The 26647-nt window shown below is 36.2% G+C and carries 27 protein-coding genes; 4 read left to right on the forward strand and 23 right to left on the reverse strand.

Translation table 11 applies throughout. From position 1 onward, the window contains the following. The 4 genes from CLV62_RS20240 to CLV62_RS20255 all read right to left on the reverse strand — a co-directional run. Window positions 1-1952, reverse strand: a 1952-nt coding sequence (locus CLV62_RS20240) for an ATP-binding protein (protein ID WP_110312588.1), incomplete at its 3' end; no start/stop codon positions are given. 150 nt (window positions 1953-2102) lie between these two features. Beyond that, on the reverse strand, window positions 2103-2504 hold the full coding sequence (locus CLV62_RS20245; RefSeq protein ID WP_110312589.1) for a hypothetical protein: 402 nt from the start codon (window positions 2502-2504) through the stop codon (window positions 2103-2105). Between the two features lie 11 nt (window positions 2505-2515). Then, window positions 2516-3775 (reverse strand): site-specific integrase, encoded by a 1260-nt coding sequence (locus tag CLV62_RS20250; RefSeq protein WP_110312590.1) that lies wholly within the window; start codon window positions 3773-3775, stop codon window positions 2516-2518. 2 nt (window positions 3776-3777) lie between these two features. Continuing rightward, entirely contained in the window at window positions 3778-5025 is a 1248-nt protein-coding gene (locus CLV62_RS20255) for a site-specific integrase (RefSeq protein WP_110312591.1), read from the reverse strand. A gap of 476 nt (window positions 5026-5501) precedes the next feature. On the opposite strand from CLV62_RS20255, the gene CLV62_RS20260 reads away from it, so the two are divergent. After that, complete coding sequence (locus tag CLV62_RS20260) at window positions 5502-6707, forward strand: site-specific integrase (RefSeq protein ID WP_110312592.1); 1206 nt, start codon at window positions 5502-5504, stop codon at window positions 6705-6707. Between the two features lie 230 nt (window positions 6708-6937). Here CLV62_RS20260 and qatD read toward each other — a convergent pair whose 3' ends face one another. The 12 genes from qatD to CLV62_RS20320 form a co-directional block, all read right to left on the reverse strand. Beyond that, on the reverse strand, window positions 6938-7669 hold the full coding sequence (gene qatD, locus CLV62_RS20265) for a Qat anti-phage system TatD family nuclease QatD (RefSeq protein ID WP_110312593.1): 732 nt from the start codon (window positions 7667-7669) through the stop codon (window positions 6938-6940). Further along, window positions 7666-9033: a Qat anti-phage system QueC-like protein QatC gene (gene qatC / locus CLV62_RS20270; RefSeq protein WP_110312594.1), complete on the reverse strand. Its 1368-nt coding sequence runs from the start codon at window positions 9031-9033 to the stop codon at window positions 7666-7668. Before qatC ends, qatD begins: the two co-directional genes overlap by 4 nt. A gap of 2 nt (window positions 9034-9035) precedes the next feature. Then, window positions 9036-9776: a hypothetical protein gene (locus CLV62_RS20275; RefSeq protein ID WP_110312595.1), complete on the reverse strand. Its 741-nt coding sequence runs from the start codon at window positions 9774-9776 to the stop codon at window positions 9036-9038. A gap of 2 nt (window positions 9777-9778) precedes the next feature. After that, window positions 9779-11677, reverse strand: coding sequence for a KAP family P-loop NTPase fold protein (locus CLV62_RS20280; RefSeq protein ID WP_110312596.1), 1899 nt, complete (start codon window positions 11675-11677; stop codon window positions 9779-9781). A 536-nt stretch (window positions 11678-12213) separates the two neighbouring features. Beyond that, a complete protein-coding gene (locus CLV62_RS20285; protein WP_110312597.1) occupies window positions 12214-12483 on the reverse strand; it encodes a hypothetical protein in 270 nt (89 codons plus the stop codon). Between the two features lie 307 nt (window positions 12484-12790). Then, window positions 12791-13432, reverse strand: coding sequence for a nucleotidyl transferase AbiEii/AbiGii toxin family protein (locus CLV62_RS20290; protein WP_245904152.1), 642 nt, complete (start codon window positions 13430-13432; stop codon window positions 12791-12793). An 8-nt stretch (window positions 13433-13440) separates the two neighbouring features. Then, window positions 13441-13767, reverse strand: coding sequence for a DUF6922 domain-containing protein (locus CLV62_RS20295; protein WP_110312599.1), 327 nt, complete (start codon window positions 13765-13767; stop codon window positions 13441-13443). A 311-nt stretch (window positions 13768-14078) separates the two neighbouring features. Continuing rightward, window positions 14079-14375: a helix-turn-helix domain-containing protein gene (locus CLV62_RS20300; protein WP_110312600.1), complete on the reverse strand. Its 297-nt coding sequence runs from the start codon at window positions 14373-14375 to the stop codon at window positions 14079-14081. A gap of 1 nt (window position 14376) precedes the next feature. Continuing rightward, complete coding sequence (locus CLV62_RS20305) at window positions 14377-14655, reverse strand: helix-turn-helix domain-containing protein (protein ID WP_110312601.1); 279 nt, start codon at window positions 14653-14655, stop codon at window positions 14377-14379. Window positions 14656-14868: 213 nt separating this feature from the next. After that, window positions 14869-15459 (reverse strand): hypothetical protein, encoded by a 591-nt coding sequence (locus CLV62_RS20310; RefSeq protein ID WP_110312602.1) that lies wholly within the window; start codon window positions 15457-15459, stop codon window positions 14869-14871. Then, the gene (locus tag CLV62_RS20315) at window positions 15459-15944 is read right to left on the reverse strand and encodes a DUF3408 domain-containing protein (RefSeq protein WP_110312603.1); all 486 of its coding nucleotides are present in this window, start codon (window positions 15942-15944) and stop codon (window positions 15459-15461) included. The genes CLV62_RS20310 and CLV62_RS20315 overlap by 1 nt, the downstream gene beginning before the upstream one ends. Beyond that, window positions 15944-16720: a ParA family protein gene (locus CLV62_RS20320; protein ID WP_110312604.1), complete on the reverse strand. Its 777-nt coding sequence runs from the start codon at window positions 16718-16720 to the stop codon at window positions 15944-15946. The genes CLV62_RS20315 and CLV62_RS20320 overlap by 1 nt, the downstream gene beginning before the upstream one ends. A gap of 640 nt (window positions 16721-17360) precedes the next feature. Between CLV62_RS20320 and CLV62_RS21600 the strand changes: the two genes are divergently transcribed. From CLV62_RS21600 to CLV62_RS20335, 3 genes are read left to right on the forward strand one after another with little or no spacing between them, the layout of a single operon-like run. Further along, window positions 17361-17783, forward strand: a complete 423-nt coding sequence (locus tag CLV62_RS21600; RefSeq protein ID WP_146212812.1) for a hypothetical protein — start codon at window positions 17361-17363, stop codon at window positions 17781-17783. 30 nt (window positions 17784-17813) lie between these two features. Beyond that, window positions 17814-18170 (forward strand): plasmid mobilization protein, encoded by a 357-nt coding sequence (locus tag CLV62_RS20330; RefSeq protein WP_110312613.1) that lies wholly within the window; start codon window positions 17814-17816, stop codon window positions 18168-18170. Beyond that, window positions 18160-19419 carry a relaxase/mobilization nuclease domain-containing protein gene (locus tag CLV62_RS20335; protein WP_110312606.1) on the forward strand — a complete coding sequence of 420 codons (1260 nt, stop codon included), beginning with the start codon at window positions 18160-18162 and terminating at the stop codon, window positions 19417-19419. The genes CLV62_RS20330 and CLV62_RS20335 overlap by 11 nt, the downstream gene beginning before the upstream one ends. A gap of 214 nt (window positions 19420-19633) precedes the next feature. On the opposite strand, the gene CLV62_RS20340 is transcribed toward CLV62_RS20335, so the two are convergent. From CLV62_RS20340 to CLV62_RS21835, 7 genes are all read right to left on the reverse strand, one after another. Beyond that, window positions 19634-20707 (reverse strand): SH3 domain-containing protein, encoded by a 1074-nt coding sequence (locus tag CLV62_RS20340; RefSeq protein ID WP_110312607.1) that lies wholly within the window; start codon window positions 20705-20707, stop codon window positions 19634-19636. 40 nt (window positions 20708-20747) lie between these two features. Next, window positions 20748-22238 (reverse strand): TonB family protein, encoded by a 1491-nt coding sequence (locus CLV62_RS20345; protein WP_110312608.1) that lies wholly within the window; start codon window positions 22236-22238, stop codon window positions 20748-20750. 15 nt (window positions 22239-22253) lie between these two features. Then, on the reverse strand, window positions 22254-23879 hold the full coding sequence (locus CLV62_RS20350) for a WG repeat-containing protein (protein ID WP_110312609.1): 1626 nt from the start codon (window positions 23877-23879) through the stop codon (window positions 22254-22256). A gap of 40 nt (window positions 23880-23919) precedes the next feature. Then, window positions 23920-24678 (reverse strand): hypothetical protein, encoded by a 759-nt coding sequence (locus tag CLV62_RS20355; protein ID WP_146212813.1) that lies wholly within the window; start codon window positions 24676-24678, stop codon window positions 23920-23922. Between the two features lie 77 nt (window positions 24679-24755). After that, complete coding sequence (locus CLV62_RS20360) at window positions 24756-25067, reverse strand: hypothetical protein (RefSeq protein WP_110312611.1); 312 nt, start codon at window positions 25065-25067, stop codon at window positions 24756-24758. A gap of 13 nt (window positions 25068-25080) precedes the next feature. After that, complete coding sequence (locus CLV62_RS20365; protein ID WP_110312612.1) at window positions 25081-26034, reverse strand: BatD family protein; 954 nt, start codon at window positions 26032-26034, stop codon at window positions 25081-25083. 256 nt (window positions 26035-26290) lie between these two features. Continuing rightward, window positions 26291-26446, reverse strand: coding sequence for a hypothetical protein (locus tag CLV62_RS21835; protein ID WP_170120115.1), 156 nt, complete (start codon window positions 26444-26446; stop codon window positions 26291-26293). Window positions 26447-26647: the final 201 nt, after the last annotated feature.

The following is a 26647-nucleotide window of genomic DNA, read 5'->3' on the forward strand; positions in this document are numbered from 1 at the left end:
AAGAAAATTTTATTCCGCATTTTGGCGTCTTCTATAAGTTTTCTGAAACTCATAACTTCAATATAAACATTAAATCCGCTGCTAAAACCAAAATAACCTTCTCCATCGGGGCTAAGAGTCAATGAAAAGCTTTTTGCAAATTCATGAATTTTATCGCATAAGTCACATACAACATAAATATACATAGGGGTCTCTTGCGTAACTTTTATCGTTTCCACTCCATCAGGCATTTCGTACTTTCCTTGTCGTATTTTTTCAGCATAGCGACAAGCTTGCATAATAGGATTTTCATTATCCGGATATTCTTTTCTTTTGGGTCTCTTAAATTCAAAAATCGTAACCGGACTTGTGGAAATATTCTCTCCATTCCTATACACAAGCCTTTCCTCATTAAAAACAATCAAATCCGGTTCTTTTGTTTCTGTTTTAGATATTACCTTGTCAGAGGCTATATATTGAGAGAAAACTAAACGCTCGTCCAATAGCCATAAATTATGATTTTCATAATCTATAGTTTCAGAAGTTTGCCCCATTGGAAAGATTAAATCGTGTAATTCAGCTTCTAAATGGGCTTTATTATCAGCTTCACGTCTTTTCCGTAATTCGTCAAAAGTATCGGTTATTATTTTTCGGTTACATACGTAATGCACTAAATCGTTCTTTCCATTTTTAGAAACTCTAGATACAATCTCTTGTAATTGTATATTATTCTCTTTATCTGAAATAATACTCTTTATATCTATTCGAATTTCTTGTTCTTTTTGGAATTTAAATTTTTGAAATTCTAACTCTATCCGTTCATCTGTAAGAGTAGTCGGTAAGTCAGATAAATCAAAATCACCCAAATAACTTCTGTGCCAAGGAGCTTGGGAGTTAATGTATTTGTGTACACGTTCTTTTTTCTTTTCAAAACGTTGTTTCACGTCTTCGTTGAAAAAAGTTTTAATAACATCAGCAACCTCTTTTTCTATTTCTGATTGACTTAAAGGGTAAAAAGTATCCCCTGCACTTTTGCCAAAATCGAAAGATTCTCTTTCCAAGGAAACATTTGTATTAAGATAATCCCCCAGTACATAAGCCTTCACAATAAAGTTTCGTTTCGTATCTTTTTGAATGTCAAAAAATTCGTCTTGAAACTCAGGAATATATGTTTGAAGGGTAGTTTCGGTCACTTCTCTATTATGGGCAGTTAAACATATTTTACTGGATAATGTGGAAAAATATATCCTATATGCTTTTATCGAAAATTTGTATTCTTCATTATTCAGCTTACTTTTTACTGGAATATTTCGCTCACCGACCAAGGAAATAGCATTGTCATCTCCAATAAAATTATTTAAAATAATTTGATCCGAATTGTCCTTTTCTCGTAATATTATTTTAGGTACATTAAAAGAACTATCAACGAAAAACACCAAGAGTTTTTCAACTAATTTTCGAGCGATAACAGTCAATCCCTTATCTAATTGATGGGTGTCAATTAGGCCTTCTAGAAATAAGCGTGTTCCCGTTAGCTGATCTGTGGCATCTCCAACTTTCTCATCGACAATGATTTCATCCTTTTTACCAAAACGGAAATTTCGAAACTGATACTTGGTATTATCTTTGTATTGACTATATATTGTTGCATTATTAAAATACTTCAAATACATAAAACGTCCAAAGCCTTTACCGCCTGTTTCTATTTTCGCATTACTTAAATAAGTATCAAATGATTCTCTATTCTTAGGAGTAAATCCCACTCCATTATCTATTATTTCAATATTTTGAATAGCCGGAATCGTATTATCCAAATCAAGTGTATTTTCTCTATGTAGTACAACTTCAATTTGTCCATTGGGATTGTTCTCAATAGCATCGATAGCATTAACAACAGCCTCAACAATTGGAGTATAAATATTCGATTTACTCTTTATATTTTTTATTATACCTAGAATATTTATCTTACTCATGTTTAAAATGTTGTTTAGTCAAAATTGGAATCTAAAATAAGCTGGCTTAACAATTTCAAAAATAGATAAAAACATTCAAATATGATTGCTGGTTTTAGTAGAATCTATTTTTTCACTATCAGATGAACACTAAAGGGTGCCATTGTATATCTAATTCAAAGAATAGTTTTGCTGGGTATCACAAAGCGGAAAATCGTATAGTTTAGGTTTCAAACATTGTCCGATAAACCATTCTATCAGCATATCCGCCCGTGGCGAATGGATGCGGAAAGCCATCGCTATAATTACTTTCAGATTTACCTCCCGTATATCGTAACATACACGCTTACCACTAACATACAAGTCATATCTGCACGTTTGTTCCACATCAATGGCATTTTCTCTGCGGATAGCATTCAGACAAGCATGAATGGCTTGCACCGTTACTCCCAAAAGAGACGGCAATTCCGACTTATGAAGCCACACGGTATTGTTTACCGGTTCAAAAATAATTTGCAGGTTGGAGTTATGATCCGTTACGATAGCTAATTTTCCTTTATCTGTTGTTTTCATTTTATGAGTATTTACTTGTTGTTGTTTACAGATGAAATATGCTGCATTTGTTCGGGCAGGCTGTATTTCCGGTCTATACTCTTTTCCAATAGCTGCATATCCTCATTTATCCTGTTTTTGGTTATCTTCGAGTATATTTGCGTGGTAGAAATATTTCGGTGCCCCATCATGATACAGAGTGTTTCAATCGGCACTCCGTTGGACAGGCAAACGGTCGTGGCATAGGTGTGACGGCTTTGATGGAAGCACAGTGTCTTCATATTCAGCAGTTCCCTTAGTTCCTGCATATAGAGAAGTACCAGTGAGTAGGAACCGATATCGAAGACCCTGCCGTCTTTTGCCGAACCTTTGTAGTATTTGATAATTTGAAGTGGAATATCCAGTAAAGGGATGATACACTCTGTCCCCGTCTTGGAGCGTTTCTTGCGTATCCACCGCATACCTCTTTTATCGGTAAAGATCTCACTCCATTTCAGTGTTTGCAAGTCGATAAATGCCAAACCCGTGAAAGCTGCGAAAACAAACAGGTTGCGGACATAATTGACAGCGATACGCTTTATCGGAGTCTGCATAATCAAGTCCAGTTCTTCCTTGGATAACCACCTGCGTTCTCCCTCCGATGATTTTACATGGTAATCGGCAAACGGGTTGTTGCGAATCACTTCCTTTTTTATAGCACGCATCACAATATATTTCAACATGCGGATACGACCGTGCCGGGTATTGGTCTTATAGCCCAAAGTTACCCGCATGTAAAAGTCGAACTCCTCAATAAAGGTATAGCTGAGTTGGTTGAATGCAATATCATCCATATCGTATTTATAACGGATAAAATTGCGAAGTGTATTATATGCCGTATTGTAACTTTTATAGGTGCTTTTGACTTTTGTGATGCCTATACTCTGAAAGAACTCTTTGTTATGGGCTTCAAATTCTTTGAGCAACATCACTTCATGGGTGCCGATACCCAGCAGCGTGTTCTTCAGGCTTTCGGCTGTAACGTAGGCATTATCTTCGACTTGCTTATTGTAGTGGTATTTTAAGTCCTGCCTGTATTTTTCAAGTTTCAAATTGAGTTCCTTACAAGCCTTATTCTTACCGATGGCACAATTATCCTGTGCAGACCATAATTCCGGCTCGATATATTCCTGCAGGCTGAACTGTGTGTGCATCCCGTCAACAGTGATGCGGCCCAGAATCGGACTTTTGCCGTCTTTTTTTTGTTTATTGCGATTGATATAGAATAAGATTCTGAATGTACTTCGTTTCATAACTATCCTTTTTTAATAGAGTAATAATCGATCAGTTTGAATTGTCCGGCAATGCGTTTGGATAATTGCCTGGTATCCTTTGCTATTTTGTCCAGTGACAACTCGGCGTAGCCTTGTGTGGTCTTGATGTGGCGGTGCCCGAGCATAAGGCTCACGGTTTCAATGGGTACACCTTCCGAGAGCGTAACCAGGCTGGCAAACGTGTGCCTTCCTTGGTGGAAGCCTATCATCTTATGGATATTGCAGCGGGAGGCAATGTAATTCAGGCTGCGATGTACTGTTTTCATTTGGGGAACCGGGAATACTTTTCCTTCGGATGCAGTTCCTCTGTATTTCTCTATAATAGCGAGCGGGATATCCATCAGCCGGACCTGATATTTGATACCCGATTTGATCCGTTTGGCTATTATCCATTGGTTGCCGTTTTCGTCCTGTGTTATTTTATCGTAGGTCAGGTGCTTGATATCCACGTAAGCCATGCCTGTGAAGCAGGCGAAAACAAATAGATCCCGGCTGACGCTGCGTTTAAGATTGGGGTCGATCTCAAATGACATAATTTTATCCAGTTCTTTCCGTGTCAGCGTTTTATGCTCTCTGACCCGTTCTTCGGGTACAAATCCGCCAAATGGATCACGGAAAAGTATCCCCTGATTAACGGCATTGCGGACTACTTTGCGGAAGAAAACAACATAACCGACAGTAGTACTTATCTTGAATTTCTTTTCAACTCTTAAATACCGGTAGTATTCTTCGATAAAGGAATAGGTCAATGCTTTAAAAGGAATATCCGACAGGTTCAGTTTTTTACGAAGATAGGTTTTAAGCCACCGGTAAGAATATGTATACTCAGCCAATGAAGATTCTTTTAAATCAATACCCAGTCGCAGTGATGCATCTTCAACCATTTTTTGAAAATGAACCATGACTGTGTCTTGGGTGGAGGCTATACCCTGCATTGCATTCTTTACATCTGTGGCACAAACCTCAGGCTGTACTTCTTTCAGTTCTTTGTAACGGGCATGGAGTAAAAGGTTAATCCTGTTAATTTCCCGATTCACTTCCAATGCGGCATTTGATTTTCCGGTCATCCGTCCGGCCTTGATATCCCAAAGTTCGGAATCGGCATCTATTTTCAAGCTGAATTGAGCTACGGACTTACCAATCCGGATACGTCCCATTACAGGGCAAAGACCGTTTGTCTTGCTCTGATTCTTTTTCAGATAGAATAAAATGTTTAGTTCTGTTTTCATACGCTCATTTTTTGTATTTAAGTTACAAACCGATGAGCTAAAGAATGATATGAAAAATCAAGTGGAACAAAGCTGTAAGCTCCAAGCCGAAATTTGATTGCTCTGATGTCGGCAACTTTGCTTCAGCTCCATTTTTCGTCAATCGTTTTTCCGCATTCCGCATTACTTTTCATACCCTGAAATGGGTAACGAATTGGTAACGGAAGTTCCGCTAAAAACCGCTTTTTTCTGCTTTTTACAATTTGGAAAAATGCTGTAAACAGATGCAATAATCACTGAAATACAATCAGTTGTATTTATTGTGGTTAAAATGCTTAGGTAGGACATACTGATATAAAAACCACTCAGGTCTATGCCCGTGTCACTCCCAAAAAGCTTTTCGAGGATATGGACAAGTTTATCGAAGCAACACAAGATTTGAAATTAGTTTTGTAATTATCAATAATCGAAGTAGAATCATTCAAAAATATATAATTATGCGATCAACATTCAGAATATTATTCTATATCAATAAAAACAAAGTAAAGGCAGACGGTACGACAGCTATTCTGTGCCGGATCAGTATAGATGGCAAGCAAACAGTTATGACCACAGGTATCTATTGCAGCCCTGAAAACTGGAATGCCAGGAAAGGAACCATTAAAATAGAAAGAGAGAATAATAAGCTTATAACGTATCGTAACCGTATAGAGAATACCTACAATCATATCTTAAAAGAGCAGGGAGTTATCAGTGCGGAATTACTAAAGAATACCATTGTTGGAGTTAACTCCATCCCGACCACATTGCTACAGGCCGGAGAAGTGGAGCGTGAACGCCTGTGGATTCGCTCAACCCAGATAAACTCTACAACCAGCTACAGGCAATCGGGAATATCGCAACGGAACCTGGAAGAGTTTCTATGCTCCAGAGGTATGAAGGACATTTCCTTTATGGATATTACCGAAGAATTCGCAGAATCGTTCAAACTCTTTTTGAAAACCGTAGGAGAACGCAGGGCAGGCTATATCAATAAATGCATTACTTGGCTCAACAGGCTTATTTACATTGCCATCGATCAGGAAGTATTAAGAAGTAACCCGTTGGAAGATGTAAGGTACGAAAAGAAAGAACCACCTAAGCATAAACACATAGGTAAAGATGATTTGAAGCGGATGCTAGAAACTCCGATGCCTGAAACCCGATTGGAACTAGTGCGCAGGGCTTTTATCTTCTCGACATTGACAGGATTGGGTTATGTAGATATATACGGATTGTATCCGCACCATATAGGTAAAACAGCAGAAGGCAGGCTCTATATCCGAAAACGGAGGGTAAAGACCAATGTAGAGGCATTTATTCCCCTGCATCCGATAGCAGAGCAGATTCTTAGACTATACAATACCGAAGATGATAGCAAACCTGTATTCCCTTTGCCTATCCGTGATAAGATATGGTACGAGATCAATCAGATCGGTACATTAATCAATCTCAAAGAAAACCTCTCCTACCATCAAAGCAGGCATAGTTTCGGGACATTGTTACTTTCGACGGGTGTTTCGATAGAGAGTGTCGCCAAAATGATGGGGCATGCCAATATCAATACGACACAAGTATATGCACAGATCACAGAGCAGAAAATATCGGAGGATATGGACAAACTAATTAAACGAAGAAATACAGTGCAAAATACAGCAAAATGAACCGGGAGATGATTATGGATAGACATAAAATCAGTAAGATTACCAATATATTTACAGATACAGCTTAAATTTATAATCTTCTAAAGAACCCAATAACAGTACAAAAAATAGGATGTAAAGTTCTGATTAATATTGTTTTGATTGTATAATTTAATATTATTTATTCATTATTAGTTCGTTCACTTTTCAATAAACTGATATTAGCTATTTGTTATCTAAGGAATCCTATGTTATTTTAAATGACTAATTAATCGGGAGAAGTTAGACGAGATAATATTTTCTACATTATAACTCGGAATGCCCCACTCTTGAACTAAAAAATTGAAAACAGAAGACATTTCTCCTGGCTTTAAAGGTAAACACCTCTCCTCTACAAATGGCCCATCAGTTTCTGTCAAGATAAAATGTTTGGGTATTCTAGATATTATCTTTCTTCCTGACATCGATTTTACCATTGCAGGATTGATAGAGAAAAAATAACCCGCTTCAACAATAGAATCTATTAGATTCAAGCCACCGGAATACCAATGGAAAATTGCCGATTGTATATTATTCTTCATCAAAAGGTCCAAAACTTCTTTTTCTGCCTTTCTGGAATGAATACTTAAAATTTTCTTTTGTCCTGTGATGATCTGTAGTATTTTAGAAAAAGTCTCTATCTGAATATCTTTGGTAGATATACCTTCTTTAGAAAAATCCAAACCAATTTCTCCGATATATGATGTTCTACTAATATTTTTCAGAAACAAATCAAATTCCTTTGCGTGTAAATCTGCCATTAAGGGATGCATACCTAATGCTAATCTGATTTTCTTTAATGACTGAAAATATGGATATCCCATTTCAAAGTGGCTTGGAAGATTAGTCATAGCTAATACTGTAATATTAGCTATGACAGAATCTTGTAAAACTTTTCTTGGGTCAGGATATAAATCTATATGGCAGTGTGTGTCAATAATCATCTTAAACTTAACTCAGTTTTTACAAATCTATTTCCCTTATCTCTAAATAATTGCAGGACTTCTTGCTTTGATCTTAATACCATTTCCGCATATTCAGTAAGGTTTCTAAGGTCTATATTACCATTGACTAATAAATCTCTCTTCATCTTTTCTAATGAAATATTTTTCTTCAAATAGCTGAATAGTGCAGGTAAATCATTATTACCTATGGATGCAACTTTAGTAATAAAATTTCCATAGTGATTTTCATTGTCCAAGCCTGCCTTGTTCAGTGCAGCTCGTCGATATATACAAGGCATACATCGTCCACAATTGTGTATTTCACTTGGATTATCAAAATGATATTGTCGTCGTCCTCTTTTTCCGCAAGAAACCGAATCTTGAAAAATATTTTGTAGGAATTCGAAATTTGAACATTCAAGAAACATTTCTCCTTTAGTCTTAAATGTATATGGATTATGTATTCTAGTGGATAAACCTAACTCTGTAAGCAGTTCTTGAGTATTCTTTAAAACATAAGGATGAGTCGTTCTTGTACTCAAAGAACTCACCCTTGATGGAGTAAGAGGATAGTTAATCGAAATAGTTCCGTTTTCAGGGATTATCAACTCATCAATTGGTGACAAATAACAACCTAAACCTATGAAAAATAAGGAACGACTACGGTAGTTATTTTCTATAGTTACTTTGTTCCCGCCAGTATCTTTTCTTGATAATGCTAATTTCGATTGTACCCAATATATTTTATTTGGATATTTATTTATTAAATGTGTCAACAACTTATTCTGGTCTCCATTTGGCCCCGGAGACTTTGAATCAAAATGAGAGACCAAAAGTATTCTTTCATTATCTCGCAGTTTTTCTAATTCATCAATAACACCTATTAAAGAATCTAGTCCTCCTGAAAACAGGCTTACTGATTTAATTGAATCTATTACATAAGCTGGTGGATTTTTTCTTCTTCTCGATAAAGGACGTGGATAGTAAAGTGTATCTTGCGTATTTTGTCTGAAACAAACAAGCCAGTTATCTCCTGTTAAAAAATCCAATATTTGTTTTAGTTTATGTTCTTTACCGATCCAAATATCTATATTATTAACTGGAAATTCGACTTCGATATCTCTCGTCCAACCATCATTCGAATAAACAGCTCGACTCAATAAATTATCAACGCCGTAAACTATTGCCGATATTAGAAAGAAATCAAATTTAACAGAAGTGAAATCAGTCGTAAAATCAAACACTCGCTCATAACCTAAAAAGGATAGAGGAACCTTTCTGTTCACATCATTATCTGTATAACAAATCTGCAAATCTGCAAATCTGCCATAATCTGCATTATCTATAATCACATTTACTCTCATAACTATTCAAATACTATTAGTACATCTTGTTGAATATTTTTTATTAGCCTATCTGCTTCATCAGAACTCCAATCTACATTTTGAAGAGGATTTCTCTTATGCATATCCTCAACTCTTTCTACTATGAAATTTTTTATTTGACCGAAAAGGTTATTGCAATCACTCTCACTCTTGTTCTTTATCAAATTTTCATAAAACCATTTAGATAAAAGCTCATTAATATAATACCCGAAATACTTTATTATAACATCTTCCAAAGTATTCGTTGTAAAAGTCTCTTGCAACAAAGATTGTACTTCATCAATGGATTCTGCCTGCCCCATTAATTCTTCTAATAATAGTCGTGTAGCCTCTTTTGCTGCATTATCATCAATTGATGTAGCATTGCCGGAACAGTACTCAATTAGATGATTAATAATATCTCCAACTGTTTTATTATCAATATCGGTTAACCCTGTAAATTCAAGAGTCTGCTTGATATTATTACCAGAGCTGATAAATTTAGAAAAGACTCGTCCTATTTTCTTTGCTGTTCTGATACTACTTCTTCCTCCAGCTTTTGAACCACCACGCCCACCTGTTGAGGCTCCACCCAATGCTGAAACAAAATGTCCCATTATATTCTGTAGCTTCTGGTCTGAAAGAGCTGAAGAATCACAATTTGAGGTTAGCGAAGAACTAAGTACACCCCAATTCGGAATCATTGAGTGTTTTACATCAGAAAATGATTTGGATGTTCCCATCTTTATTTTTTTAAATTAAACGCTTTGCTTGCTTTTGATTTTCCATCCTTGAAATAATCATTCAAAAAATCACCAATCTCAGGCTCTGATTTAAAATCTGCTAATCTTGTAGCAACAGCAGGTTCAATATCAGATATACTGATTATTTTAAGAGTTTCTATATAATGACAAACTGTATTTTCAACTTTACCTTCTATCATTGTATTGAAAATATCATACAATCGTTTTTGCTGAGGATTCCTTTTTAAGTTAGAAGATAAAAGATTGAAAAATGCTTCTTTTTCAATATCATTAAATGGCTGAAATTTTTCAGTAATTAACGATTTTGTTACTGTTGAGGTCATATTATCAGGTAATAACTCATTGAATAACGCTCTTACTACAGGTGGAATCATACTCGTAGCAGTGATAGAGTTTTCTAATTTATCCCGAGCAATCCAATAATAATCTCGTAAATCAATTCCAGAAAGTAGAGGTTCAATTTGGAACCATTTTATTATTTTAGGTTTGTTCCACTCTTTAAAGTCTGACTCTTTTATTTCCAGAATAATATCTTCAATACCTTTATCTTTACATAGTGCTTCTATATCTGTTAGTTCTTTAGGTACTCCATCTTGAATAATCTGCCATTCAAATACTTTTTTGAATAACTTGGGTTCTGAATATTCAAGTATCATCATTTTAGCTAGGACGGCATCATTAAAATTTTGTAAGGTTGCTACTTCTGCAAGTCTTTTTCTAATAGTATATGTATTTAGAAACCGTTTAATCTGTCGGGGGTTTCCATACAAACTATTTGTAATTAAGGGTACTAGAGAGGGTATTGTAATTACATTGTCTTTTACTTTTCTGAAATCATCGGCTTCTAAAATTTTCTCAAAATTTGATAATCCAAATGCAGAATATTTATTTGTTGACCTATATTTCTTAAATTCATCCAGTACTTTTTTGAATTTATTATCACCAATTTCTTTTTTACAGATAAGCATTGATATATAAGTTTCAACTTCTGATTCTGAAAGTCTTGGTAAAGAATAAGGAAGCTGAATTAATTTCTCTAAATAATCAATAATAATCCTGTTATTATCGTCCTCTATTTCTTTATTGTTTTTATACTTATATTCAATAGCATATTTAACTATTCGAGGATCTGCTCCGATGACAAATGCAGTTTTGGGGACATTCAGGAAAAGCTTAATTGCTTCAAGATTTTCAATAATTCTTTCAGGACTACATCTATCTAAATCATCAATAATTACAACTAACCGTTTGAAATTTGTCGCATCTAAGAGTTCTGTAAAATCTTTCCTAAATTCAGCGACTGCATTTGTTGTGTTTTTATCATTCTCTTTCCCTTCTTTTATAAAAGAATTAAATATTTCCTTTCCTTCATCCGATTGAAGTTTTTTAATTATTATTTCTGGGTTATTGCCCCATTCTGATAACTTTTGGATTGCGAAGGGGACTAAACTAAGCCCTCCCGTAAAATATGCAGTAACAGCAGGTAAAGCCATATTCTTCATAACCATGCCTGCTCCACGCATCCAATCAATAGACTTCCAAAGTTTCTTTGCTTTTTCTTTTATTGTATCCTTTATTGCATCAGGAATTTTTTTGTTGTCTTCCAATTCCTTAAGAATAGAATTGAGTAATGCAGCCTTAGCATCATCATATCCCTCAAAAGTCCAACCATTAAAGTATATACAGAGCGAATCCTTATCATCATCCTTATCAAACGCTTCTTTTACAATTTGTAAGACACTGGATTTACCACTACCCCAATCACCAAAAACTCCTATCGTAATCGGTAAAACAGACTCATCATTGATGATATCAATTAATAAATCTGCGTGTACATTAAAACCTAAAAGATCTTCTGAAGTTTCATTATCTGCCCACATAAACTAGTAATTATAAATTATCACTGTACAAAATATTACTTATAGTGTACATATATATTAAAAAAAGAAATCTTGTTCCAGGTGCACAATATTACCAAAAACCTTAATATTCGTGAATCCTACTCTTTGTTTTCATAATAATTCATTTACTCTTTCATTTGTCAACTTCTTAAATTTAGGTGTATCAAATTTAGGAGTTATTATAGGTATATCGACTTTAACGGAGATAGGCATTGGTTTATCTTAATAATCCAAAATTAAACAAAATAATGTAACATTTGATTATGTTAAGTCTTGATTTTCATATTTATCTCTCCTCAAATGAGCAGCAGTTCAATAAAATACCAAATTTAAAGCCCTAACATGTTTTCTTTAACAGGAAAAGTTTTGTCTTATTTATTCTGCATACTGTAAATCGTTATCAAATAAAAAAGTATTGACCTAATGGCTTTGCTGGCTAGCCCATATAAAAGAAGAAATGATAATTTCTGTTTCCCTTTCAGCACACCCTTTTATCCGGAAGGTTATGCTTCACGCTATATCCCTTTGGCAAAAATACATGGATAAGCCAAGCGGTCAAATTCAGGCTCTGCGAGTTTAGCGGAAAATACTATGCACTGCGTTATCACTCCGGCATAGTATTTTCCGCTAAAAATTTGACGCTTTGCTTTTCTCCATCTGAGGAGCCAAAGGGACATAGCATGCGAAGCCGACATCCGACGCATAGGATACAAAGCCGGCTTAAGGTCAACAGAATAAAATACAAAAGAGAGGGGAACAAAAGCTGCTCCCCTCTTCCTCTGCATAAGATGGGATCGTCACAATACTCCTTTTTTCGCTTTACTGCCATGCTTTGTGGTAATTCTCCTCCAGCATCTTCTATATATACAAATCCCGGTACAGTACCCTACTATCTATCTGAATTTTAGAAAAAACGTTCTTGTCGGTTAAGTATTTATAAGCTTTTTCTTCCAATAAAGTACTATCTGTTTATTGAGTTTTATGATATTACAAAAATACCACTAACGGTTAACGGGCCTCCGTGGTTTTCCAATATAACTTAATATTTTGAAAAATAAGGATTGAGAATCCTGGATTATTTATATGAACAACTCATGATATGCCCCTGCTTTTTCTTCTGGGAATTTGAACCCGTTCTTCTTTAGCTTCTTTATTCAAATGCTCAAAACGTTTGTTTTCTTCCCGGGTCATAGCTGACAAACGGGCTGTAATGTCTTCCCAATTGAAGTCTTTACCCAAAAGGTCTATCCTCTCCGTAAAACGAACATCATCGTAGTAGCTAAGTCCTTTAGCTGCCCGGTAGGGGTTTGTCTGTGGATATTTCACCTCAAAGGCCGTCAGCATTTCTTTCAGGGATAAGTATCCCGATAAATAAGCCACATCGATAAAGTCTTTCAGCCGTGTACCATTGTCGGCAATAGCGGATAGCTTCATCGCTGCAATATCCTTAAGGCTGTATAAGCGTATACCATGATCTATTATTCTTGGCTCTACATCCGGATATTCATGACGGATAAAATCCAGTTTTACTTCGTTAACTTCACCCTTGAGGCTGAAACCTTCCCGGAAATCTCCTCTGAAAGCATATTTATCCTGTAAGTATTTTTCAAGCCATGAGGGGTTGAATTCTTCTACAGTAAATAAATCCAGATCAATGCTTTTTCTGTGTCCGATAAGCAATGACAAAGCAGTACCTCCGGCCAATGAGAATTGATCGAATACGGTATCACTCATAATAGATTTTAAGAGTTCATAAGTGCCTCTCTCGACTGTTTGCGTATGTAACATTTGAGATCCTCCTTTTTTAAGTTAAAAGCAGTACAAACAAAAGCAATATCTTTATCGGAAAGGATCAATACTTCATCCCGTATGATTCGTCTGACACCATCCATTCCCCCGTAAAGAGCGAACAGGGCATAATAATCCTCATCCCGGCCTCTTTCTATGACACGCTCTACTACCAGAGCCCGCATATACTGCCAGTCAAAACTGCAAAGGTCATATTCCCACAATAAATTGTGCCTTACCTTTGGCTGGTGTTTGATTTGTTCTTTCCAGTCAGACCACATACTGCATTTTTTTATTTGTTAGAACAAAAATAAGTATTTCTATCCGAATGGGGTCTATTATAAAGAGTTAATTGCTATTGTCATGCTGCTTCTATCCATGATTAAACAAAATTGATTAAATAATGATCCTCTTATTTATCCGTCCACGAATGAACAGCAAGCCGGTAAAACGCCAAAGCCGGAGCCCTGACGGGTTTTCCTGAATAGAAAAAGCTTTGTCTTATTTATCCTGCTTGGCTGTGTGGTAAAAGTTACCGGATAAAAAAGAAAAAAATAGTTGGGTTTGGGCTAGCTTAGTCCACATCTGAAGTTCACTGCCATCCTTTACGGTAGTTTTCCTCCAATAGCTTCTGTATATCGCTTTCCCGATAAAGTACCTTACCTCCTAATTGGATATAAGGTATTTTCCCAGTTGTGCGGTAATCCTGCAAGGTTCTGCGACTGACCTTTAGCCTGTCCGATACTTCAGAATCGCTCAGAAAACGTTCCCCGTTTAGTGTCGGCTTGCATCCTGTCAGCGCGGCTTCGATCTTGTCCAGCATCCTGTCCAATGAACTAAAGAATCTTTTTATGCGATCGTTTTCTCTTGTAATAATTTCATTGCTCATACTACTTTGATTTTAATTTGTTAATAACTGATTCCACATCTTCCGGCTTGTAGAATATTTTATGGTTGATCTGGGTAAAAGAGAGTGTACCGTTATCCCGGTAGGTTTGCAGGGTACGCTTGGAGATATTAAGTATCCGACACACATCCTGATTATCCAGCCAGCGGTGCAGGCTCTTATCCTGATGATCCCCACACAGATTTTCCACTTTTTGGGTAAAGGCCTCGAAGCGGCTTATCATCGCTTCGAAGGTTTGCACTTCAATGTTAATTACTTCCATATCTTTTTCTTTTTTTAGAATGAATAATTTCGTTTACAATCGCAATATATAGCACTAAATAGCAAGACCTGCTCAGGTGTCATCACGTTTCACTGTTTGTCCTCATTTGTCACCTTAGTGCAACGTGTCTTAAAATAAAATCAGCTCACGAAAATTAATCCGTGAGCTGATTTTATTGTCTATCCTACCTATCTATACGTTTCCGGAATATACTTACTCTCTTATAAACTTGCGGTATACTTCATTTTTGACCGACTCATAAGGGTTGCTGCCCTCTATCCGGTCAAAAGCCAGCAGGATGCGTTCCTGGGCACGGGGGATACGGGTAATTAACTGTTCGAAGAGATCGGTATCGCATAGCCTGAATGCTGTCTCTACCGCTTCTTTCCTGCCTTTATCCCCAACATCCTTGCCCGTAGCCAGGTCTGCCATGGTCTCGAGTTCATGCAGTCCGACTCCGGAATCTCCCTGATCCATCATCCGTGCCCGGGAAATAGCATAGACAAGGTTCTTATGCATCAATTCCTTCAGCAGTTCTTTACTGACAAGAGAGCGGGCTACACTCACACGTAAATCATAGCTGCTTTCCTGCATATAATGTGAAGCTGTCCTTAACTTTCGTGATATAAAACCGGCTGTTTTCTGAATTAGCTTTACTACTTGTTTTTTTATTGATTTATATACCCGTTCTATTATTCTTCGATGCATATCCACGAATGCCCTTCGAAGCGACGGACTGCTCAGAAACAATCCGGTCCATAGCCACAGGCTGATCACTATATATATTTTTATAAATGTATCCATTACTCTGTAGGGTTAAGATTGTTTGTCCGGTAAATAATATCTATATCCTCCCTGAAGGTTTCCAGGTGGTTCAGAATGATATTTTCCACATAGCTGCTGATTGTGGCTTTGGATTCGTCCATCAGGTGGACAATACGCATCAGCCTGCGATGGGTGGCTGCCGTAATATAGAGTGGTTTACGGTGGGTAAAATCCACCCGCACAAAGAACACCTCCTGATAATCATCCTGGGTTTTGCGTTTTCTTTTTCCGGGAGTTTTAGTCGAAGATAGTTCTGTCGTGCTTGAAGTGGATACAGTGTTATTATTTAAATTTAAATTTACATCTTCAGCTTCGCCCAGTTCATCTTCCGGTTCTGCATCCACAATGGTTTTAACGGGCTTTACCTCTTTTGAGGACTGTTCTACAGGTTGATCTAAGCCGATTCCTTTATGCACCGATTTGAGCAAATCATTGTATTTATTATCTGTTTTATCTTTTGCCATTAGATCTGAGGTTTTAAGTGAATAATTTCCATTATTTCATCGACCAGCAAATCCAGGCTACTGCCTTTAATCAGGTTTTTATCGGCAGGAAAGATGGTGGACAGGAAAACCGCATCGCTGCTTTCAAGGGACTGTTCCTTGTCGTAACGGACGGATTGGGGAATAGAAGTCTGCATCAATGGCAACCCGAACTCCCGGATAACGCCTTCATAATGGTTGAGCCATTCTTTTCTGATACGTCCGTCGATACGGTTCCAGAACAGGTGGATGGCTTTTAGCTTTATATCTGTATGCTCCCGTATCAACTCGCTGGCGGGGATAATGAACGAGAGGGTACTTTCCATCGACAGCCGGGAAGGGGACATCGGTACAAAAACATAATCCATCCCCATAAAGGTGGAGATTACCCCTTCATTGTTAATGGTACCGGGCAGGCCGAAAAAGACAACATCATAAGCGGCAGCCTCTTTTGATAAAAACTCTTTTGCTCTGGGTATAGCTTCTTCCGGTTTGGCACAAATAATCGGATAAGTTTGTTTGCCCAGTGATTCGAACAGGGCGATGGCTTTGGACTGGTAGTGCAGGTTGGTCTCCAGCTGACGGATCTCCCGTTTGCGCATTTCATAGACGCTGCACTGCGGATAGTCGCAGTCCATCACGGCTATATTCAAGCCTTTCTGGTAGTGTAGCCGGCTTGCTGCCAGTACGGTAAATGTACTTTTGCCCACTCCTCCCTTCTGGGTGGAGAAAGCGATAAATAAAGGTTTCTGTTTCATGCGAATTAAAAGTTTTAAAATTAGACATATGATGAATTAGAAGATTTGCAGTTTTTATATCCTGATTGAAAGTTTTACAGGTGATTATATATTTATCTTATTTTCAAGGAAATATTAAATCAAGAAAACTAGAAAATTTGTTTTCAAATTACCAAACAATCAACTTTTCAAGTTTGATAATTATCAGATTTACAAAACTGAAAGACAACTTGAAGAATATCAGATTTGCAAACTCTCAGATTTTACTATTTTACAGACAGATTAAAATCAGTCAATTTTGCTACTGGTAAAAACTGCAAATTTTAAGTTTATAAAACTTTCAGGGGGTGAATATATAGTAACTTTTTTATCAGTATATCATGCTGGATTCCATTGCATTAAACGGCTTTATTTTGCACTAAAAAAGAGAAGGGTTAATACAGTTCAGACGAATGTATTGTGAAAAAATGATCTTTACCGGTAGGAAGAACTTACCTGATTTCTCGGTATGGCATATCGAAGCAGTTCGCACCGGTATTTTTGTACTTGAAATGGTAATATATAGCGAGTCCCGGCAGATAAATCCGATCCGGGAAAGCAAGAGTATTTCAAGAAATATTATTATTTAATTCGTGGTCTGTTTCATTAAAATAACAGACTTATGAAAAAGAAAAAAGCAGTATTAGCGACCTCTTATACAAGTCACATTTTTAAAAATGATGTAACATTTAAAAGTCCGGACAGTTCCATTTTATGTTCCGGAGGGTGTTTAATGGTTGCCACCGAATCAAAAAATAAAGAGACTACCGCCTCTTTATTTTTCTTTCGTCGTCAAAGGAGCAAGGTAATCGCACGGGTAACCCAAAAATCTCTCCGAGGCTTTTTGAGTTCCCTTCGTGCATACCTTGCCCTTGCAGGGGGCTTCAAAATATGCTCCCGATGGTCGCATATTCTGAGGTCACTTGGCAGCCTGCGGATTTCGCTCCCGACGGTCGCAAAAGATCCGGGCTGCGTGCGGAGACTCCACTTCATCTCCCGGTGGTCGATTACGTTACGTCCCGCTCAGATGCAAATGGGCATCTGATAATTATTCATAATAGTAAAAATGGATATTATGAAAAGTAAAAATAAATCGGGAGAAAAAGTACTTCGCGGGAGGCCAAAGAAGGAAAACGGGAAACTATCCTATTCGATTAATCTGAAACTGACCGAAAAAGATTTTAATTCGGTGAAACAAAAAGCGGAAAAGTTGGGTATGAAAGCGACACAATATGCTCGGGAGATGGTACTAAAGGGAAGTATAAAATCACGCTTTACACTGGAGGAATTAGACCTGATGCGTAAGCTGTCGGGTATGGCAAATAACCTGAACCAGATTGCTAAACAGGCTAACAAATCGGGATTCTCCAACTCAGCTATGGAGGTAATCATGATAACCGAACAAATAAGGAGGCTGCTCAATGATCGCTAAGAATATCAAAGGAAAATCGTTCAGGGGATGTGTCCGTTATGTAATGAACGATTCACACGAGTTACTGGAAGCAGAGGGAGTGTTTGCGGATAGTGCCAAAAGCATTATCCGCAGCTTTGCCATGCAACGCTCGGGCAGGAAGGAGATAAAACAGCCTGTCGGACATATACCGATATCCTTCTCGCCCGAAGATAAAGCAAAAATGACAAATGACTTTATGCTTCAACTGGCAAAGGAGTATATGGCGGAAATGGGTATTAAAAATACGCAGTATATTATTGTCAGGCATCATAATACGGATAATGAGCATCTGCATATTGTTTATAACCGTATTGATAATAACTTAAAACTCATCTCGGTTAACAATGATTATAAGCGGAATATTAAGGTTTGTAAGAAGCTGAAAGATAAGCATGGTCTTACTTATGGACAGGGTAAGGAGAAGGTTAATCGGGAGAAGTTGAACGATCCTGATAGGGTGAAGTATTATATATATGATGCGATTAGAGAAGTTTTGCCAAGTTGTAATAATCCGGCTGATTTAAGATTCAGTCTTCAAAAGTTTGGGATTGAGATTGATTATAAACACAAAAGAACATCAAATGAGATTGAGGGTGTATCGTTCCGCTATAACGATATTGCTTTCAAGGGTTCACAAATTGATCGGAAATTTAGTTTTGGAAATCTAAAAAAGGAGTTTCAAATTAACATCGAGGTACAGAAAAAGCAAGTCGAACAAGTGCAGGAAAAACAAACAAAGCAAGTAAAACAGGTGCAAATGCAAGAACCAAAACAAGCCCAAAAGCAACCGAAGATACCGACTATTGGCGGTCTCGAATTAACTCGGGATCAGTGGCAAGTTTTGAAAGAGGGTGGCTTTATCTATCTCGAAAATATGAAGAAGAAAGATAATGACGAATTGTTTTCTTCGTATGTTTTCTTAAATGATGAAAAGAGTAAAGCTTTTTTTAGTTATAAAAAGCCGGATGGGTTTGTTAAATATGGGCAGTATGAGATGCGGATTAGGGATAAGATGTTGATAGAGTATGGGTATGTTACTAAGGCTAAGGTTAAATGGTATGGTATTGGGACTTTTGCTTATCCGTATCTCTGGAAGGAAAATAAAGCTGACTTAGAATACAAGGAGGCGTGGGGTGATCCGAGAGTGCCGAAAGCAGAGAAAGAAAAGGAAAGCCCGAAACAATTTCAACTACCGATAATAAAGAAAAATGAGGGCAGGAAAATATAAAAAAAAATTGAAAAACAAGTTCAAAATTAGCAACCTGCAATAAGAAAATCAAGACCGAAATTTAACCTCTTTGGATATTTATGCATATCAAAGAACTTTCAGAGATAAATATATTATTAACCTGAGTTCGATTATTATTTCTGATAAAAAGACGGAAACATAAGGCGAAAAATAAATAATATCAAGAGTAGCTACTTACTATTTTCAAAAAGCATTACATTTTCCGATACCTCCCGTAACCTTCTCTCTTATAATTCCCACCATTCAATTTATCTATATAATTATCTGAATTTCCAGTATCATCTTGTGTTAAACCTTCTCCGTCATGATAACATTGATAATACTCCGTATTACTTGATGACCGACTACCACCACCTGAAAAGAACATCATAAATAAAAATATTATGCATAAGGGAAGAAAGACATATAAAAACGGTACAAACATAAGGCTTATTGAAATAGGGGCGATAATCATCAACAAACTAATAATTATGCCATACATCCATTGAGAACCGGTTTTATAGAAAATAACAATGGTTTGTATGAGTTGACTTATTAGATAAAAAACGATTACATAAATACTATATTCTTTAAAAAATGAATCACATATTACCCAAGCTATAATAGATACAATACTTGAAATTAAACCTAGTTTAAAATTAAAATAACTTGAGTTGTATTCCAGGTCAGAAAGAACATAGAAGAAAGATACAATTTGATTATATAATAAGTATACAAACATACAGAACCCTATGATTGAAGTTATACCTACTATGATTAGGCTGTCAATTTGGCGTACCCAATCGAATTTATATATTGTATAATTATTAACTATTATGAAAGCAAGAGCAATTTCAATAAAACATATGACGAAATACAAACATGCAAAATAAACCATAGATGGACCTTCATGTGGGTCATCATCAATTCTGGCCATTCTCATAAAGCATAGTATTATTGACAATACAATCAATAAATACATTAAAATCATACTTAATGTGGTGAAATCATTATTTGCCATTGATCCTGCAATTTGGTGAGAAGCAATTTCAATATAATTCCGATTAATATATGCTGCATCATCATTAGATTCTATTTTAGCCCAATCTCCATCTATAGATTCTACCTGAATAGTTTGTCCATTTGTGAGTTGACCAATTGATTTGTATTTTGATCCAGGTCCAGATCTTATATTTAATGAAGAGTTTGTTTTTACAATATACGTTTCTGAGGCGTTTACCAGCAACGGAATTAGAAGTATCACTACTATAACTATATATTTTTTCATGTGTAAACAATATGTAGAGGCAATATATTTGACAATTAAGCTATTTAGATAATTTAAAACCAATCGGAAGGGTAAAATATACCGCTACGGCTTCTCCATTTTGTGTACCGGGGTTCCACAGAGGCATTGCCTTTATTACTCTCACAGCTTCTTTGTCACAAGAAGGATCCAAGCTTCTGACAACTGTAATGTCTCTTATATTTCCTAACTTACCCACAACAAAACGAACTGTCACCCGCCCTTCAATACCATTTTCAGCGGCAATTGTGGGATATTTTAAATTGGTAGCAATAAACTTATACATTTCAGAATCACCTCCCGGATATGAAGGCAATATATCGACCTTTTCATACACTTCTTCTTGTTCTACAGGTTTATTCTCATCAGTTGGTTTCCGTTCTCTCAACTCTCCTAAGTCTGCATCATTTTTGTCGTCAGTACCTCTCGTATCTGCCATCGAAATCTGTTTTTTTGTTTCAGCGGATTTATTCTCTGTCGCATATTTCCAAAGTTCTAAGCCTTCCCACACTTTTTTGGCATCGGTATTACCTCCTTCATACGCTTTTCTTATCCAATAGGCGGCTTGCTGGTTACTTTTTGGGGTACCCTTGCCATAATACGACATCAACCCTATTTCGTATTGGGCATTCACATTCATATCGGCACATTTACTGAAGCAATTAAAGGCGTCTGTCAATTGGTTATTTTGTTTATACATCAAAGCCAGTTCATAGTAAGCATTTCCATTTCCATTAACGGCACTTTTCAAAAATAATTCTTTTGCTTTCTGCGGATTTTTTAGTACCTCATCACCGTTTTTATACATAATAGCGAGATAATATTGTGAACCACCTTCGTTGTGTAAATCTCCTTTTTCAAACCATTGTCGGGCAATAGCTTTGTCTGTTCTTACCCCTTTTCCCCATAAGTACATACTTCCAACGTTGTAAAAGGCCACAGGAACCTTATTCTTCGCACTTTCTTTAAACCATTTCAGAGCTAAACCATAATTTTGCGGAACTCCATCGCCGTTATAGTATTTCAGGGCTATTTGATTTTGGACAATGCCATCGCCCCTATCTGCCTTAACAAGAAGATTACCCAAAGGGCTGGTGACTAACTCTACTCCCATAAAATCCCATCCCCGCGAGTCATCCTCTATTATATCAATCGTTCGGGTATCTAAAGAAAGAGTTGTGGCGAAGATAAAGGAATAGTATGTTTCTCCTCCAGAAGGTATGGTTACAGAGTTATCGGCCAATAAACCGACAAATTTTTGGCAAGGTACGGTTCTCCCGTCTGCACGGAGAAATATCTTTGATAGCTTATACCGAAGTGTAATAGAAGATGATGTTGTATTTCTAAACAAAAAATTAATTTGGGTAGTATTATTTTCACCGCAAACAATAGATTTGATTATCGCGTCAGCTTCGGTTTGTTTTTTTACAATAGGATAAGGAATCGTCCTTTGTGCAAAAGCAATATTCAGAACTCCCCAAAGGAGTAAAATACATAAAATGATTCTTTTCATAATTTAATTATCGGATTATTCAATAAAAGAAACTGTCATAGTAATACTTGATTGATTGCCCTGAACAACAAATTTCATCGTTGCAGATTGAAATTCTATTCTTCCGTTGTCATCCACGTCCTGGCTTATTTGGTATTTTTTCTTTATCGCATCGGCTATCTCACGAGCAATTTTTACGCCCTTGTCTTTAGCCCGGGAAGACGAGTCGATTACGAGCCAGTAAGTGATAGCTCCAATTTTAGCTTCATTGGTTTCTATTGTTTCATATTTGCCATCATAATAGTTATATGAAGTATTAGATAATTCAACGGGGAATTTGAAAATAGTTTCTGTGATAGATACTCCATTCCCTAAGTCGATTACGCCTTTGAATCTACGCGAATCGGAAGATGCGTACGATAAATCATTGTATCGGTTTTTTATATTTTCAAAAGTTGTCTTCGAGCTCACTCCTCTGAAATCCGACTGATTAGATTCTCCGATAAAAGCATTGCAGATAGATTCAATATCGCAATAGTCAGTTGTTACCGTTAACAAATTTCTATAATTATAACCTTCACTTAGTTCGATATAGTCGAGAGATATTGATTCATATTGAGGATTAATTACAATTTTTCCTTTTTTGTCCAAAAAACCGACTTTACCACTCATTGAAAACGGAGCTATATCTCCAATAAATGAATGTGCAAAATCGTATTGAGGATTAACGATATACGTTCCTTTGTCGTCTATTAAACCATATTTTTCCCCGTCGATCGATACACCCGTAGCCGAACTGTTGCCAAAAAGAGATACTGAACTAAATTGTGGATTAATTGTATAATTACCATTTTTATCTATCCATCCATACTTTTTGGAAGATTGAACGATCATTTTATCTCCATCGAATACGATTGCGTCATACTGCGGAGAAATGACATATTTCCCCTTAGTGTTTATCACTCCATATTTTCGATTAGGATAATCACCAATCGATACGATTGCATTTCCATTCTTATTAAATGACCCTGCATAAGAAAATTGCGGAGAAATAACAAATTCTCCTTTTTTGTTTATATATCCATATCCTGCTTTCGTGTCCATAGTGGCAGGAGCTAATCCATTATAAAAATCGGATGCGTCTACAAAATCAGGTGCAATCGCAATATTGCCTTTGGTGTCCACATATCCACATGTAGTAAATCCGTCAGCGGTTACGCTAAAGGCTGCAAGCCCATCTTCAAAAGCTCTCACTTTTTCAGCTTCCTTCAATGTGAATAGAATATTTCCCTCCGTATCTATAGCCATAGGATACGAGTTATCTTCAACACACCAGGCTATATTTTCATTAAATATTGCAGCGTCTTTATATCGTTTGTCTGTTATAAACTTGCCCTTATCATTTATATATGCATATCTGGTTTGGAGATGCCTGGATTCGTCATCGACATATACTTCAACTAGCGATAGCCCGTTGTAAAAGAAGGTAGCTGAATAAAGCTCCTCATTCACTTTGAAGGCTTCTTCCCCTTTGTTATTGATAAATATATAGCCGCATTCTGATTTTTTTACCGGTATGAGGCTATCATCAATGCCTTTCTTTTGGCAGCTAAACGAAAATATTATAAATAAAAGATTAAAAAATAGATATGTTTTTTTCATAAGTATATCAATTTGAATTATAGGCTTTTGAAAATTATATTTACTGCACCGAAAAGTAGGTAATAATTCTGGTTTCTATTTGGGAATCTGTCTTTTGCGTCTTTTTTTCTCCCATAGATTCATATTCTGTCACCTTCTTATTGACTTTCCTTTCTGTCCAATTCCCCATATTATCAACTTTAAGGTATTCGAATGTAGAGATGATTGTACAACTTCCGTCTTCCCACCCTTCATCAAATATCTCTTTTTGAGGTAAGACATCTGAGTCTTTTTCATATATATAGCTATTGGAATTATGATTCCAATAGGTCAGGCGATCATTAAATTCAATAACCCGGCCTTGTTTGTCGAAAGTGTAAGAGAAATACTTTTCCTCATCCGGATAGTCATCCACTATTTTCTCCTTGCGAATATTATCTTTTAAAATAATTTCATAGGCGGTGCTTCCTTCCCTCAAAATCTCCGTATACATGGAAGGACTATCGTATTTTCTGATAAAAATAGATTCCGAGTCGCTATATTTTTTTACAATCTTTATCACATTTCCATCCGTGTTAAATTCTAATTGGTATCCATTGTTCTCCTTTACAGTTTTCACTTTTCCTATTAGCCCGTACGCTTTCCATCCGCTCATCGGCTTATGATCAATAAGCTTGTCATTAAAAGGCTCTACCTGAACATCTTGCTCTGACTCTGCTTTATCCGAAACTATTTGTGTTTCATTGGGCATATTATTCTTATTGGTACAGGATACTATAAATAGCATAATAAAGATGTAAGAGTATATATGTTTTTTCATATTTAGATGGATAAGCGAAATACATTGAAAAACTAGAGGCAAGGTCTGAAGAAAAAACTGGCCTCACTTAATTTGGATTACATGCTAAACCCAATAGCTGTTGCAATAGCTCCTGCTACAAGAAGAATCAAGATTACACATAAGAGAGATATAACCAAGCCTGCAATTGCTAAACCTCGAGGTTGCTTAAATACTCCGACAATAGAGAAAATAAGGCCAAGTACCCATAAAAGCCAGCTCAGGAAAGGAATCCAAGATAAGAATAAAGCTATTAATGCCAAAACGAAACCGGCTGTTCCTATTCCATTCGTTTGTCTTGCTTCTTGTTGCTGAATATAAAACGTTTGATTGGGTCCTGTTTGCCCTTCGCGAACTTGTCCATCTGACATACATTATAACTATTTAATTTATTTTAAAAATGGAATCTCTATATGTTTTATCAAATCCCTGTATCTCTAAATTGTTTTTTACTGTTTTCTCGTCTGCATCCGAATCTATAATTACATCAATCGTAACAGGTGATGTAGTCAATGTTTTTTTAGCCTCTATCATTACATCTTGCGGGCCAAAGAATGTGGTTACTTTCTCTCCCGATGGTACACTAAATACTATCTCCATTTTACAGGACGGTATAGTCAACATACCCGAACGCTGAGGAAACAGCAATGTTTTTTTTACATCTAGAGTATAATAATTACGCCCATTATAATGCTCCAGAGACATTTGACGATTTGCCGGAAGCTGGAAATCTTCCGGCACAAATCCTTCACATTCGGAAACCTGAATATTATCTATACTTCTTATTTCCAAAGCTGTATAGAAACGAAATATTACAGTAATGGCTTCCTGCTCTTTTACCCTTGTTTTGGAGATTATTACACTTACAAAAGCATCATTAGAGTCAATGTCCTCGGCTGTAGAAGAAGATGTTGTAAGTGTTATTGGTTGTCCTGGTTGAAGATTTTTATCAGGAGGTAATACTTTTATCTGTTTAATGTTCGATTTGTAATTACTACTGCCCACTTTAATCGATGCGGCAGGAAGATTGAATATTCCTTCTTCTCTTGCCATTACCAGGTAGGTGTAGGTAACATTACTTTCGGATGTTACTTTATTATTAATATTAGATGAACTATACACCTCCGACACAGACGGACCATACAAAACATCAAAGCCTTTTATATCTTCGGGAATATCAATATCCGCACCTGAACCGCCTCTAAGTATATATTGCAACTGAAATTGCGCCCCTTTCACTACCGAAGTGGGAGCATTCAAAATAAAGCTTACATCTTGTGCGTGTACATTTGTTATGCCTATGAGCAGTAATATTAATATACAACAATATTCTTTCATCGTATAAGATTCTTTTTTATTTTAGCAGAGCTTTTATTCATTGGATAGAATATTCAATAATTGTGGAAACATGATTGCAATTCAAGGTTAATACTTTCATAGAGCTATCATAATTATTATAAGATAAACTAATTAATAACTCTACAAAAGTATCTTTTAATGCATTCAAGAAGAGTCTACAAATGTTGATTTATACTTCATTGATCAGAATTTTTAGTGATTTTCAAATAATTTTAGCGAGTATTGCAATTCTTTTTCAAGAAGTAACCACAAAGTTTTGTGATGGTCGAATAATAATCGGAGGGATAGTCGAAATTGGACAATCGCCACAAATTTGAGCATTGTTAAGACTAAGCGAAACGTTCGCAAAAACAGAAAGCATCACAAGTGCCACTAATACGATTTTTTTCATATAAATTACTTTTTAGAATTAAATTCATATGAATTGGTATTATACATTGTCGTTTGTGACAGCATTAGTTCTTTTTTTCTATTTTTGCTGTGTAAGTTTTTTATTAAGAAGTCATCTAGACTTTTTATTTTTGTGAATTTTCTTTAAAAATATAATTATAAAAGCCATGTAATTGAAAGCTATCCAGCTTGATATTGTTGT

This window comes from Indolivaga alginatilytica (assembly GCF_003201355.1).
In the GTDB taxonomy this organism is placed as follows: domain Bacteria; phylum Bacteroidota; class Bacteroidia; order Bacteroidales; family Dysgonomonadaceae; genus Dysgonomonas_A; species Dysgonomonas_A alginatilytica.